This is a genomic window from Pleionea sp. CnH1-48 (assembly GCF_024124665.1).
In the GTDB taxonomy this organism is placed as follows: Bacteria; Pseudomonadota; Gammaproteobacteria; order Enterobacterales; family Kangiellaceae; genus JAMXSB01.
In genome coordinates this window covers 194,187-207,045 of sequence record NZ_JAMXSB010000008.1, presented here as the reverse complement: position 1 = coordinate 207,045, position 12,859 = coordinate 194,187, and the positions used below count along the sequence as shown (strand labels likewise).

The 12,859-nt window shown below is 43.0% G+C and carries 11 protein-coding genes and 4 tRNA genes; 14 read left to right on the top strand and 1 reads right to left on the bottom strand.

The window, feature by feature from the left end:
* Nucleotides 1-16: 16 nt before the first annotated feature.
* The 7 genes from NH399_RS14275 to NH399_RS14245 all read left to right on the top strand — a co-directional run bounded on the left by NH399_RS14275 (nt 17) and on the right by NH399_RS14245 (nt 7,548).
* Nucleotides 17-373 carry a DUF4845 domain-containing protein gene (locus NH399_RS14275; protein WP_253041176.1) on the top strand — a complete coding sequence of 119 codons (357 nt, stop codon included), beginning with the start codon at nt 17-19 and terminating at the stop codon, nt 371-373.
* Nucleotides 374-376: 3 nt separating this feature from the next.
* Nucleotides 377-1,063: a ribonuclease III gene (gene rnc / locus NH399_RS14270; protein WP_253041174.1), complete on the top strand. Its 687-nt coding sequence runs from the start codon at nt 377-379 to the stop codon at nt 1,061-1,063.
* Between the two features lie 2 nt (nt 1,064-1,065).
* Entirely contained in the window at nt 1,066-1,986 is a 921-nt protein-coding gene (gene era / locus NH399_RS14265) for a GTPase Era (protein WP_253041171.1), read from the top strand.
* Nucleotides 1,983-2,750 (top strand): DNA repair protein RecO, encoded by a 768-nt coding sequence (gene recO / locus NH399_RS14260; RefSeq protein WP_253041169.1) that lies wholly within the window; start codon nt 1,983-1,985, stop codon nt 2,748-2,750. Before era ends, recO begins: the two co-directional genes overlap by 4 nt.
* Nucleotides 2,751-2,822: 72 nt before the next feature.
* Nucleotides 2,823-3,563, top strand: coding sequence for a pyridoxine 5'-phosphate synthase (gene pdxJ / locus NH399_RS14255; protein ID WP_253041167.1), 741 nt, complete (start codon nt 2,823-2,825; stop codon nt 3,561-3,563).
* Complete coding sequence (gene acpS / locus NH399_RS14250) at nt 3,554-3,934, top strand: holo-ACP synthase (RefSeq protein WP_253041165.1); 381 nt, start codon at nt 3,554-3,556, stop codon at nt 3,932-3,934. The genes pdxJ and acpS overlap by 10 nt, the downstream gene beginning before the upstream one ends.
* A gap of 272 nt (nt 3,935-4,206) precedes the next feature.
* Complete coding sequence (locus NH399_RS14245; protein WP_253041164.1) at nt 4,207-7,548, top strand: EAL domain-containing protein; 3,342 nt, start codon at nt 4,207-4,209, stop codon at nt 7,546-7,548.
* Between the two features lie 6 nt (nt 7,549-7,554).
* On the opposite strand, the gene folD is transcribed toward NH399_RS14245, so the two are convergent.
* Complete coding sequence (folD, locus tag NH399_RS14240) at nt 7,555-8,406, bottom strand: bifunctional methylenetetrahydrofolate dehydrogenase/methenyltetrahydrofolate cyclohydrolase FolD (RefSeq protein ID WP_253041163.1); 852 nt, start codon at nt 8,404-8,406, stop codon at nt 7,555-7,557.
* A 179-nt stretch (nt 8,407-8,585) separates the two neighbouring features.
* Between folD and NH399_RS14235 the strand changes: the two genes are divergently transcribed.
* The 7 genes from NH399_RS14235 to clpX all read left to right on the top strand — a co-directional run bounded on the left by NH399_RS14235 (nt 8,586) and on the right by clpX (nt 12,834).
* A tRNA-Pro gene (locus NH399_RS14235) sits at nt 8,586-8,662 on the top strand.
* A 45-nt stretch (nt 8,663-8,707) separates the two neighbouring features.
* A tRNA-Arg gene (locus NH399_RS14230) sits at nt 8,708-8,784 on the top strand.
* A gap of 57 nt (nt 8,785-8,841) precedes the next feature.
* Nucleotides 8,842-8,917 (top strand) — tRNA-His (locus tag NH399_RS14225).
* A gap of 103 nt (nt 8,918-9,020) precedes the next feature.
* Nucleotides 9,021-9,105: transfer RNA gene (locus tag NH399_RS14220), tRNA-Leu, on the top strand.
* Nucleotides 9,106-9,233: 128 nt separating this feature from the next.
* Nucleotides 9,234-10,526 carry a trigger factor gene (gene tig, locus NH399_RS14215; protein WP_253041162.1) on the top strand — a complete coding sequence of 431 codons (1,293 nt, stop codon included), beginning with the start codon at nt 9,234-9,236 and terminating at the stop codon, nt 10,524-10,526.
* A gap of 214 nt (nt 10,527-10,740) precedes the next feature.
* Nucleotides 10,741-11,370: an ATP-dependent Clp endopeptidase proteolytic subunit ClpP gene (gene clpP / locus NH399_RS14210; protein ID WP_253041161.1), complete on the top strand. Its 630-nt coding sequence runs from the start codon at nt 10,741-10,743 to the stop codon at nt 11,368-11,370.
* Nucleotides 11,371-11,532: 162 nt separating this feature from the next.
* Nucleotides 11,533-12,834 (top strand): ATP-dependent Clp protease ATP-binding subunit ClpX, encoded by a 1,302-nt coding sequence (clpX, locus tag NH399_RS14205; RefSeq protein ID WP_253041160.1) that lies wholly within the window; start codon nt 11,533-11,535, stop codon nt 12,832-12,834.
* Nucleotides 12,835-12,859: the final 25 nt, after the last annotated feature.

The window sequence follows — 12,859 nt, the reverse complement described above, 5'->3', positions numbered from 1 at the left end:
TTTCGGGAGACGATTCATGTTTCGACGTCAAAAAGGTGCCAGCATCTGGTCTATTATGATGATTGGCGCGATGGTAGGTGGCTATGGCATGGTGGGCATTCAGTTGGTTCCTGTATACATTGAGAACATGAGTGTCAAAAAAGCCTTGGAAAGCTTGGAGAAAGAAAATACCAAGATGAGCAAAGCACAGGTCAACCGCAAATTAGCTGCTCAGTTTAATATTAATCAAGTTGAGCGAGTGACCAAAGAAAACATTCACTTTAAGCCAACTCGTGGCGGCAAGATGCGAGTGAGCATTGTTTATGATGTAAAGATTGACTTAGTTAGCAACCTTTCCGTTCTCGTTGAATTTGATGATAGTGTTGAGATTTAGTGAATGTGGCAACAACATGACTTAGAGCGTTTGCAAAAACGCCTAAGCTATACTTTTAGGTCTCCTGATTTACTTAAACAGGCTTTGACCCACCGCAGTGCAAAAGGCGCTCATAATGAGCGCCTTGAGTTTTTAGGCGACAGCATTTTGGGTTTTGTTATCGCTGCGCGTTTATATCACCTGTTCGAAAAAGGCTCAGAAGGACACCTGACGCGCTTGCGTGCGCATTTGGTAAGAGAGAAGACCTTAGCCGAACTGGCGAACGAAATTGAGGTTGGCAATGTTCTTAAGCTCGGTGGCGGAGAGCTAAAAAGTGGTGGTTATCGTAGAGCGTCGATTTTATCCGACGCAATGGAAGCCATATTAGGAGCTATCTATCTGGACGGTGGTATGGAGTCTGCACAGAGAGTTATTCTTGGACTCTATGATGAGCGTATGAAATCACTGACGCTGGATCAGGCAACCAAAGATCCTAAAACTCAGTTACAGGAGTGGCTACAGAGCCGCAAACAAGAGTTGCCAATTTACGATGTGACTAAAACCGAAGGACAAGAGCATAACCGAACCTATTGGGTATCTTGTGAAACTCGCGACGGTCAGCAGAAAACCGAAGCCAAAGGTTCCAGCCGCCGTAAAGCAGAACAGGCAGCTGCCGAAAAAATGTTATCTCTGTTACTGGGTGAGAAATAGTTATGAGTGAGATTAATAAACCCGCCGACGTTTCTCGTTGCGGTTATGTTGCCATTATTGGCCGCCCTAATGTTGGCAAGTCGACTTTGCTGAATGGGTTGCTTGGGCAAAAAATTAGCATCACATCCAAAAAGCCGCAAACGACTCGTCATCGTATTTTGGGCATTGATACCGAAAAAGATGCTCAGGTTATTTATGTCGACACTCCCGGTTTGCATTTAAACGAAACGAAAGCCATTAATCGCTTGATGAATAAGGCTGCGACGACATCCACCAAAGAAGTTGATCTGATTGTGTGGGTGTTAGAAGGCACAAACTGGACCGATGATGATCAAATGGCATGTGACTATGCTAAAGCATCAGGATGTCCGGTACTTTTGTTCGTTAATAAAATCGATCTGATAAAAGATAAAACAGCCTTACTGCCTCATTTGGAGCAGGTTTCAAAACAAATTAATTTTGTTGAGGTTATTCCTGGCTCTGCCGAAAAAGGCGACAATGTCGAAACGTTAAGACAAAAATTATTTAGCTTGATCCCCGAAGGCATTCCGTTCTTTCCAGAAGATCATGTGACCGACCGAAGCCAACGCTTTATGGCCGCTGAGATTATTCGTGAAAAACTCATGCGTAATTTGGGCGAAGAGTTACCTTATTCTGTCACGGTCGAAATCGAGCAGTTTAAAGTTGAAGAGAATGGATTGGTGAGGATCAATGGCCTTATTTTGGTTGAACGCAAAGGTCAAAAGACTATCGTTATCGGAAAAAAAGGCGAAAAGTTAAAACAAATTGGTCGCGATGCTCGTCTGGATATGCAAAGCCTCTTCGAAGCCAAAGTATTTTTGGAGCTTTGGGTTAAAGTTAAAGATGGTTGGGCTGACGACGAACGTGCGCTCCGTTCTCTTGGATACGATGAAGGACAATGAGACTTGAAGAACACTTGATCGTTCTTCATGCCCGTCCCTATCAAGAGACGGCTCTTATGGTAGATGCTTTTAGCAAAGAGCACGGAAGGCTCACATTTATTGCCAAGCACATACGCTCACCTAGTAAACAAAAAGTTCGAGCCGCTTTACAGACTTCTGCAGAATTGGAAGCGGTTTTAGGTGGTAAGGGCGAAGTTAAAACGCTGCAATCTTGTGAGGTGATCACACCAGCAGCCATACAAAAAGGTGAAGCATTCATCTGCTGCAGCTACATTAGTGAGCTCTTGCTTCGTACGCTTCCACGCTGGGAGCCCAATCCTTCCTTATACGATTATATTCGATCGGCTTTTGAGTCGGCACACGATGATGTTGCCCGACTGATATCCTTACGTTTGTTAGAATTAAAAGTGATTGAATCTCTAGGTTACGGTATTCAATTTAACCAGACCATAGAACAGCAGGCTGTAGTTGAAGAGTTTTGCTATCTAGTGACAGAACAGGGTTTTCGAGCTATTGATGAGTCTAGTGTACGTGAGCCATCGCGACTGTATGTCAGTGGTCTTCATTTATTGCAGATTTTTCGTGGAGAGCTGCAAAATCCTTCTGCTCTTAATGCCCTCAAGCAGATATGTCGTGTCATGTTAACGCCACATCTGGGTAACAAGCCTTTAGTTAGTAGAAAACTATGGCTGGACTGGCATCACAAACAGAGCAGAGCGAAAGCTCAGAAAGAAGAATCAATGAATGATTCTTCTAGGTCTTAAAATAATCATTACTCTTTAGCTGGTTTCAGTATAATAAGCGCCAGTCAAGATCTTATCAGAGAGGCAAATACCATGCGTCAGCCTATTTTACTTGGAGTGAATATCGATCACGTTGCCACGCTACGTCAAGCTCGTGGTACTTACTACCCTGAGCCAGTGCAGGCTGCTTTGATTGCGGAGCAAGCGGGTGCTGATGGCATTACTATTCATCTACGTGAGGATCGCCGTCATATTGTGGACCGAGATGTTTTCTTGTTAAAAGAAACTCTGCAAACTCGTATGAATCTGGAAATGGCGGTGACAGAAGAAATGCTCGCCATTGCCGAAAAAGTCAAACCAGCTTACGTTTGCCTGGTGCCCGAAAAGCGTGAAGAGCTGACCACTGAAGGCGGATTGGATGTGGTTGGAGCTGAAGCCAAAATTAAGGATGCGTGTCATCGAATGATGGAGGCGGGGATCAAAGTTTCACTCTTTATTGATGCTGAGTCGAGTCAGATTGAAGCGGCAAAACGTTGTGGCGCTGAGTTAATTGAGTTGCATACGGGTCACTATGCCGAGTTTAGAGATGAAGATGCTGCCTTACCGTCATTAAAGAAGCTCCAGCAAGCCGCGACTTTTGCTCATGACATTGGACTTCAAGTGAATGCCGGACATGGATTGCACTATCATAATGTGCAGCCTGTTGCTATGATTCCTGAGATAGTTGAGCTAAATATCGGGCATGCGTTAATTGCTCGAGCTGTGATGGTTGGACTGGAGTCTGCGGTGAAAGAAATGAAGCGTTTGATGGTAGAGGCCCGTCAATGGCAATAGTCGGTATCGGTACTGATATCCTTGATATCCCTCGAATAGAGGGATCTTACCAGCGTTTTGGCCAAAAGTTTGTTGATCGTATATTGTCCGCTGAAGAACAGAAAAGTGCGGGTTTCCAATCACACCCCGAACGTTATCTGGCTAAGCGCTTCGCTGCAAAAGAAGCGCTCATGAAAGCACTAGGAAGAGGGTTGGCTGATAAACTTCGATTTGATAATTTTTCTGTGTTAAATGACAGTGCTGGTAAGCCTTATGTCGTTGTTTCTGGAAGGGCACAAGAAGTCAAAGAGAGTTTGGGCATTACCGAACTGCATATCAGTTTGTCGGATGAAAAACATCAAGTGATCGCCTTCGCAATTGCAGAAAAATAGCTTTTTTGCTCGATAGTGCCCTAGAGTGAGGGAATCTTCTATTTTCCTCACTATCATCTCATTGATGTTTCAACTATCTTTAGAATAATGCAGTGGGCTACTCAAGCTTTTTGCTCCGATAAATGAACTCTGGACCACAGATAAATGTTACGTATCTCCGTTTGTTAGGAGTGGTTGTTTTTATAAATTAGGGCGTATGGAATGGTTTCTCTGTTAGTTGGCAATAAACGGGTCCGGTAAACTTCTATTATGGAGCTGGAAGCTGGCCTCTTATGATTATGATTAATTTCGAATCACTAAAAAGTTATTCCCCATTGCTTCAGTGGCTTGTCCCCATATTGCTGTCGATTTTTCTCATACCTATTGCGCTCGGTAGTTATCTCTTTTTTCATACGCTTGTTGAGCTCTTTGCGGTTATTGTTGCTGTATTGTGTTTTGTTGTCGCAATAAACACATATAAGTTCTCACGCAGCCATTTTTTAATGTTTTTAGGTTGTGGGTATTTTTGGGTAGGTATTTTTGATCTTTCCCATGCGTTAGCCTTCGAAAGCTTTGGTCTATTTAGAGTTAATGGAGACGACACCGCTATTCAATACTGGATGTCGGCGCGCTTGTTCGAGTCTCTCATTCTATTATCGACATCATTATTCTTTAGTAAACCAGTCAAGTGGCCGTTCTTTTTCGGTATTTTCGGAGGCATATTTGCCACTGTATGCATTGCTATTTACAGTGGTGCTTTTCCGGTTATGTTTGTCGAAGGAAAAGGGCTAACACCCATTAAAGTCTGGGGTGAATACCTCGTTATTTTTATTCTTTTGGTTTCGGCATTATCTTTTTATTATCATCGCCATCGACTCCATTCTGGCGTTTTCAAACTAATTATACTTTCTATCGGTCTAACAATATTAGCCGAAGTTGCGTTCACTTTATATACAACGATAAGTGCAAGTTCAGCAATTGTCGGTCATATTTTAAAACTGTTTTCGTTTTGGGCTATTTATATCGCGCTCGTTGAGTTTACATTAAATCAACCTTTTAAATCTCTGTCGTTAAGTGCTAATACCTACGATGGTATTCCTGATGCGATCACGGTTCTCAATGAAGTGGGGGTTATTGTTCAGGTTAATGAATCTGCTGCCCGTTATGCCAAGACGCGTTCAGAACAGCTCATTGGACGCAATAGCCATGCTATTTTTCATGCCGATGTTCCTATCACTGGCTGTGTTATTTGTCAGGCAATTATTCAAAAAGATTATCCTTACTATCAGGAAATCGAACGAGATGGACATTACTATGAAGTCACTTTATCCGAATTAGTCTTCAATGACGGTCGTGTTGGTATTGTGCAAATGTTACGTAATATCACGGAACGTCGTTTAGCCCAGGTTAATTTTTCTACCGTTAGCCGTTTGTACAATATCCTGCACCTTGCGAATAAAGCCATTCTCGAAACCCGCGATAGAGCACATTTGTTAGAAGAAATTTGCCAAATTGCCGTTCAGCATGGCAATTTTAAAATGGCTTGGATTGGATTAATTGAAGATCAGTTTGTAGAGCCTGTTGCCGCTGCCGGAGCTCATGATCCTTACTTGAATAACATTGTAGTTAAAGTAGATGGTAGTGAGTTGTCTAAAGGGCCTGTTGGTATTGCGGCGACAACCAATCAAGTCGCTTGTGTCAATTACACCCGTAGTGATGAGAGTTTTCGACCTTGGCGTGATGAGGCTTTACGAAGTGGCTTTTATTCTCTGGCGGCTGTTCCTATTTTGAAGCAAGATCAGTGTCTTGGCGTTTTTGCTATTTATTCGTCAGAAGAAAATGCTTTTGATGAAAGCACTCTGGAGCTACTCTCCAGTCTGAGCAATGATATCAGTGCTGCTATGTTCTACATTCAACTCGAAGAAGAACGCATTCGCTCTGAGGTTCAGTTAAAACAACTCTCTCAAGCCATAGAGCAAAGTGGAAGCGCTACCATCATCACTGATACAGAGCGAAAAATTGAATATACCAATCTCTATTTTTCGGAGTTGACTGGCATCGAAGCTCATGAGGTTCTAGGTAAGGATATCGAGGAACTCAATCAGATTGCGCATACTTTTTCTACTAACAGCAAAATAATGAAGAAAGTAATGGACGTTGGTAGCTGGGAAACAGAAGTTGAATGTTCCAACCGTTATGGTAAAAGCTATTGGTCGTTGCAATCGATATCTGCCATTAAGGACAGCAAAGGCGATATTCGACAACTATTGTGGACTTCCAAAGATAATACTCAGTTACACGATGCCCAAGAAACGATTCGCCAACTTGCTTATTTTGATCCTTTAACCAATTTGCCAAATCGTCGGCTGTATCAAGATCGGATTCAACAGGCTATTAATGTTGCTGACCGCCATCACGAAAAAGTTGCGTTATTGTATTTTGACCTTGATAACTTTAAAAACATTAATGATTTGTTAGGTCACGACTTTGGTGATCTATTTCTCAAGCATGTTGCTGAATCTTTGGCGTTATCTGTTCGTAACTCAGATACCGTCGCTCGTTTAGGCGGTGATGAATTTACAGTTATTCTGGGAGATATCGAGTCGGTAAATGATATTGTTCATGTCGCAGAGAATATTCTTCATCGCCTTAATACAAAAACTGTAATTGATGGTCGTGATGTTGTTGTAAATTCCAGTATTGGTATCAGCCTTTATCCAGACGATGCTGAAGATGCTGCGCAGTTGATGAAGCATGCCGACATGGCCATGTATTATGCAAAAGAACAAGGCCGCAATAACTTCCAGTTTTTTGAAAAGTTTTTAAATGAAAAAGCTCAAAAGCGTATTCAGTTAGAAAACCGATTAAGAGAGGCTATTAAGAATAAAGAGTTCATACTCCATTATCAGCCGCAGTTTGAGTTGAAGTCTGGTGATTTAGTCGGAATCGAGGCGCTGGTGCGTTGGAATGATCCTGAGCGAGGCATGATTTCACCGGCAGAGTTTATTCCTTTAGCTGAAGAGACGTCTCTCATAGTAAGTTTGGGGCGCTGGGTTATCCATTATGCTTGCGCCGAGTTTGCCAGCATGGTGGAAAGAGGATTTCCAAAAGTTAAATTGGCGATAAATATTTCAGCTAATCAGTTTCGTAGAAAGAATGAACTTTATGATGACATTTTGTTTGCTTTAGAACAGTCGAAACTACCCGCTCATCTGTTGCAGCTGGAGCTGACAGAAAGCATTCTTGTCGAAGACATCGAAGAGACCATTCGATTGTTAGAGGATTTTAAACAGCAAAAAATCACTCTGGCGATAGATGATTTTGGTACGGGTTACTCGTCGCTAAGTTATTTAAAAAAGTTTCCAGTGGATGTCATTAAAATAGATCGTACTTTTGTTAGAGACATCGAAAATGACAGCAATGACCGTGCTATTGTCAGGGCCATGTCAGCGATGGCTCATGAATTAGAATTAAAAGTGTTGGCAGAAGGCGTCGAAAATTTAAATCAGGTTGAATTTTTACTGCAACAACAGTGTGATTACACGCAAGGATTTTACTATTCTAAACCGCTGGATGCCCAGATGTTGTTTGAGTCATATCACCAGGCATCCAGTGTAGAAGATTTGTCCGATTAGGTTCTCTTAGTCGGTAAGTTCAGCTGCCTGTACCGTATTTTCCATTAAGCAAGCAACAGTCATGGGGCCAACACCTCCAGGAACCGGGGTGATCCATGAAGCACGCTCGGCTGCTTTTTCAAAGTCAACATCACCAACCAGTTTACCGTCATCCAGTCGGTTAATGCCTACATCAATGACAATAGCACCGGGTTTAATCCATTCTCCTTTCACAATTCCAGGTTTGCCAACGGCTACAACAACGATGTCGGCGTCGGCTAAGTGCTTCGCTAAATCTTTGGTAAATTTATGAGTGACGGTAACAGTGCAGCCTTTTAATAGTAGTTCCATAGCCATCGGGCGACCAACGATATTGGACGCTCCGACAACACAGGCATTTTGACCACGGATAGGTGCCTGAGTGGACTCTAATAATGTAACAATGCCTTTAGGCGTACATGGACGTAGGAGGGGGATTCGCTGTGCTAAACGCCCAAGGTTATAAGCATGGAATCCGTCGACGTCTTTGCTGGGCTTTATTCTATCCAGCATTTTGCTTGAATCAATATGCTCTGGCAGCGGCAGCTGGAGTAGAATCCCGTGTATATTGTCGCTATCATTTAGCTTATCGATTTCGGCAATCAGCTCAGCTTCGGAGATTTCTGCCGAAAGTTCGACTTTTTGCGAAAGAAAACCTACTTCTTCACAAGCCTGGACCTTTTTGTTGACGTAGATACTCGAGGCGGGATCACTGCCGACCAAAATAACTGCCAGACCGGGCCGAGAGAGGTTTTGCTCGATTCTTTTTGCAACGTTCTGCTTTACTTGATGTCTTAGGTTTGCGGCGATGGATTTACCATCGATTAACTGGGCACTCATATAAGTAGATGATTCTTTTGAATTGATTAGAAAGTAGCTTAGTATTTTCTCAAGAATTATCCATTGTTGAAAGAGCCTGAATTAAATGAAATAAAAATAATTTTTGTTGTTGACCTTGGCGATCTAAATCAGTAATATGCACGCCTCGTTGAGACGGCAACGTCAAAAACGCGATGTTTCGGGGAATAGCGCAGTCTGGTAGCGCGCCTGCTTTGGGTGCAGGATGTCGGGGGTTCGAATCCCTCTTCCCCGACCAGATTTTAAGACTTCAAGTAAGTCGTAACCTGGGTTGCTGTATAAGGCGCCCGTAGCTCATTTGGATAGAGCAACGGCCTTCTAAGCCGTGGGTAGTAGGTTCGAATCCTACCGGGCGCGCCATTTTCGGTGTTCCGATAGGTAGTTCAGAACGTTTACTTGAGGTAGAAAAGTTTAGTGGTGGGTGTAGCTCAGTTGGTAGAGCCCCGGATTGTGATTCCGGTCGTCGTGGGTTCAAATCCCATCATCCACCCCAGTTTAAGTTAGCGAAATATTCAGGTAATATTAGCTAACAAACATGTAGGGTGTTATACGTTCAAGCCTCACCCGGGCATGTTGTACTGCCTGTTTAATGGTATGCGAAAGTGGCGGAATTGGTAGACGCGCTGGATTTAGGTTCCAGTGTCGCAAGGCGTGAGAGTTCGAGTCTCTCCTTTCGCACCAACTATTTCATGGTCCTCCCGGTGGTCTTGTTTCAATTACACCAGTAATTACCGTATTTGAATGCAAAGTTATAGGGTTGCATAATGCAGCCGTTTTGCGTTATGCAAAGACCAATGTGGAGTAAATCAATGCAAGTTTCAGTAGAAACCACTTCTGACCTCGGCCGTAAAATGACGATCGGCATTCCCGCTGCATCTATTGACGCCGAATCTCAAAAACGCCTTCAGAATTTAGCTCGCAACGTAAAACTCAATGGTTTCCGTCCAGGGAAAGTACCATTTAAAGTTGTGAAAAAGCGTTATGGTGAAAGCGTTCGCCAAGAAGTAATGACTGAAGCTATGCAGCAGCACTTCTATCAAGCCATCATTCAAGAAAAAATCACTCCAGCTGGTGCTCCTTTCTTTGAGTTTACTCAAACTGAAGAAGGCAAAGACATCGAGTTCGTTGCAACTTTCGAAGTGTATCCTGAGCTAGAAATCAAAGACTTCTCCGAAATTACTGTAGAAAAACAAACTGCAGAAGTTCAAGACGAAGACTTGGCTAAAATGATCGATACATTACGTGAGCAGCGTGCTAACTGGGTTGAGGTAAAGCGTAAAGCGAAAAACGACGACCAAGTAACTATCGATTTCGAAGGTACTATAGATGGCGAATCTTTTGCCGGCGGTAGCGCAGAAAACCATCCTTTAGTATTAGGTTCTGGTAGCATGATTCCTGGCTTTGAAGATCAACTCGTTGATGCCAAAGCTGGTGATGCTGTTGATGTAACGGTTACCTTCCCAGAAGATTACCACGCTAACGATTTAGCGGGTAAAGAAGCCGTATTTAAAACTACCGTTCATAAAGTTAGCAAAAAAGAATTGCCAAAAGTTGGCGAGTTAGCTGATGTATTGGGCGTTGAGTCTGGCAACATCAACAAAATGAAAGAAGAAGTTCGCAAGAACATGGAGCGTGAATTAGGTAACGCTCTTAAAAATCGCTTGAAAAACCAGGTGATGGACGAGTTAGTTAAAGCGAATGATGTTGATGTACCTAAATCTTCTATCGACGGTGAAATTGATAATCTGCGTAAGCAGGCCATTGCTCAGTATGGTGGTGACGAGAAAATGGCGGCAAGCTTGCCTGCAGAAATGTTCGAGCAGCAAGCCAAACGTCGTGTTCAGTTAGGTCTTATCGTTGGTGCTATCATCAATTCTAAAGAATTGAAGCCAGACGCAGATCGTGTTGAAACTCAATTGAATGAATTGGCTTCTGTTTACGAGCAGCCTGAAGAAGTTATTGAGTACTACAAAGCCGATCAGAGCCGTATGTCTCAGATTGAACAGCTTGTTCTAGAAGACATGGTCATTGAAGCTGTATTAGCAGAAGCTAAAGTAACAGATGTAGATGCTACTTTTGATGAAGTGATGAACCAAAAGTAATTTGATTCTGCAATAATTTCCAAGATTGTTGATGATAATTTAAACACTTGCTAAGTGTTTAATAATTAAAAAGAAAAAACATTCCTAGCCTGGTGCCAAAACTGCTATAGTTGTAGGTATCCAGGCTTTTTTATTTGATGATCCCTTGAGGTTAGCCATTTTGTCTCCACTTTAAGGTTTGGTTATCAAGTGCAGCAATCTGAAAGGAGATCCTATGCTGGACAAATATCAAGCGATTGATACGACCGCAACTGGCGGCCTTGTGCCAATGGTCGTTGAGCAAACAGCTAAGGGCGAGCGCTCTTATGATATTTATTCTAGATTATTAAAAGAACGGGTTATTTTCCTTGTAGGACCCGTAGAAGATCACATGGCTAATCTGGTGGTTGCTCAAATGTTGTTCCTTGAGTCCGAAAATCCAGATAAAGACATTTTCCTTTATATTAACTCGCCGGGTGGCTCTGTTACCGCGGGTATGTCTATTTACGATACCATGCAGTTTATTAAACCTGATGTTAGTACTTTGTGTATTGGTCAGGCCTGTAGCATGGGAGCCTTTTTATTAGCCGGTGGTGCTAAAGAAAAGCGCTTTGCTTTACCTAATTCAAGAGTCATGATTCACCAGCCGCTAGGCGGTTTCCAGGGGCAAGCATCGGATATTGCTATACACGCTCAGGAAATCTTGAAGATGAAAGACGCGTTGAATAAGACATTAGCGCATCATACAGGACGTGAACTGGCCGATATCGAGAAAGATACAGATCGTGATAACTTTATGAGTGCAGAAGAGTCTGTTGAGTACGGTTTGATCGACCGAGTTATCACTGATAGAAATAGTTTATAGACTCACGTGTTATAAATTATCGCTTGAAGAGCTATCGGTTACACTGTTTAATGTTTTTCCTGCCTTTAGGTAGGACATTGGGTTAAAAACGGCTAACATTATGTTTAGGTGTTACCCTTTGAGTACTATTTTTAGTTTTTAATAAAAGTTTGAGGAATTTTCATGAGTGATACCAAAGGCACTGGTGGAAAGGACGATAACGGCAAGCTGCTGTATTGTTCTTTTTGCGGCAAAAGTCAGCATGAGGTGAGAAAGCTGATTGCGGGGCCTTCCGTGTTTATTTGTGACGAGTGTGTCGAGCTATGTAACGACATCATTCGTGAAGAGGTTGACGAAGCCACTCAGGACTCCGAAGGTGTTCAGTTACCGACGCCCGAAGAGATCAATGAAATCCTCAATGAGTACGTCATTGGTCAAGCTCAGGCAAAGAAAGTTCTTTCGGTAGCGGTTTATAACCACTATAAGCGTCTTAACGCGGGCGGTTCGTCGTCACGTCAGGATGAAGTAGAGCTGGGTAAAAGTAATATCTTGCTGGTAGGCCCTACTGGTAGTGGTAAGACACTCTTGGCAGAAACCTTGGCTCGTTTGCTAAATGTTCCTTTCACTATTGCAGATGCAACGACACTAACCGAAGCCGGTTACGTCGGTGAAGATGTTGAAAACATTATTCAAAAATTGCTGCAACGTTGTGACTACGACGTAGAGAAGGCGCAGCAAGGCATTGTTTATATTGATGAAATCGATAAGATTTCGCGCAAAGCCGATAATCCTTCGATTACCCGTGATGTATCCGGTGAAGGCGTACAGCAAGCATTGCTGAAGCTGATTGAAGGTACGGTAGCGTCGGTGCCTCCACAAGGTGGAAGAAAACACCCTCAACAGGAATTTTTGCAGGTAGACACTCGCAATATTCTGTTTATTTGTGGTGGAGCATTTGCTGGCCTAGAAAAAGTTATCCGAGATCGTTCCGAAAAAGGTGGCATTGGCTTTGGTGCTGAAGTTCACAGCAAAGACGAGTCTAAGAATGTCGGCGAAACTCTGCGTGATTGTGAGCCAGACGATCTTGTCAAATACGGTTTGATTCCTGAGTTTGTTGGTCGTTTGCCAATCGTGGCGACCCTCGAAGAACTTGATGAAGATGCCTTGGTTCGTATTCTAAAAGAACCTAAGAATGCTTTAACCAAACAGTATTCGAAGCTGTTTGATATGGAAAACGTCACCTTGGAGTTCCGTGAGGATGCTCTCAAAGCCGTCGCTCGCCTTGGCATGGAGCGTAAGACTGGTGCTCGTGGCTTACGTTCTATTATGGAAAAAGTTCTACTCGATACCATGTATAAACTTCCTTCAATGAAGGGGGTCTCGAAAGTTGCCATAGATCAGGCCGTTGTTGATGGAGAGTCTGACCCATTGCTCATTTTTGAGAATGAATCGGCGAATGGTAAAGCCGCCGCCTCATCTGATTAATAAAAAAGCCGGGTAACCGGCTTTT

Excerpts from the sequence above, each read along its gene's own strand:
- NH399_RS14275 (WP_253041176.1), top strand. The coding sequence starts at position 17 with ATGTTTCGACGTCAAAAAGGTGCCAGCATCTGGTCTATTATGATGATT.
- rnc (WP_253041174.1), top strand. The coding sequence starts at position 377 with ATGTGGCAACAACATGACTTAGAGCGTTTGCAAAAACGCCTAAGCTAT.
- era (WP_253041171.1), top strand. The coding sequence starts at position 1,066 with ATGAGTGAGATTAATAAACCCGCCGACGTTTCTCGTTGCGGTTATGTT.
- recO (WP_253041169.1), top strand. The coding sequence starts at position 1,983 with ATGAGACTTGAAGAACACTTGATCGTTCTTCATGCCCGTCCCTATCAA.
- pdxJ (WP_253041167.1), top strand. The coding sequence starts at position 2,823 with ATGCGTCAGCCTATTTTACTTGGAGTGAATATCGATCACGTTGCCACG.
- acpS (WP_253041165.1), top strand. The coding sequence starts at position 3,554 with ATGGCAATAGTCGGTATCGGTACTGATATCCTTGATATCCCTCGAATA.
- NH399_RS14245 (WP_253041164.1), top strand. The coding sequence starts at position 4,207 with ATGATTATGATTAATTTCGAATCACTAAAAAGTTATTCCCCATTGCTT.
- folD (WP_253041163.1), bottom strand. The coding sequence starts at position 8,406 with ATGAGTGCCCAGTTAATCGATGGTAAATCCATCGCCGCAAACCTAAGA.
- tig (WP_253041162.1), top strand. The coding sequence starts at position 9,234 with ATGCAAGTTTCAGTAGAAACCACTTCTGACCTCGGCCGTAAAATGACG.
- clpP (WP_253041161.1), top strand. The coding sequence starts at position 10,741 with ATGCTGGACAAATATCAAGCGATTGATACGACCGCAACTGGCGGCCTT.
- clpX (WP_253041160.1), top strand. The coding sequence starts at position 11,533 with ATGAGTGATACCAAAGGCACTGGTGGAAAGGACGATAACGGCAAGCTG.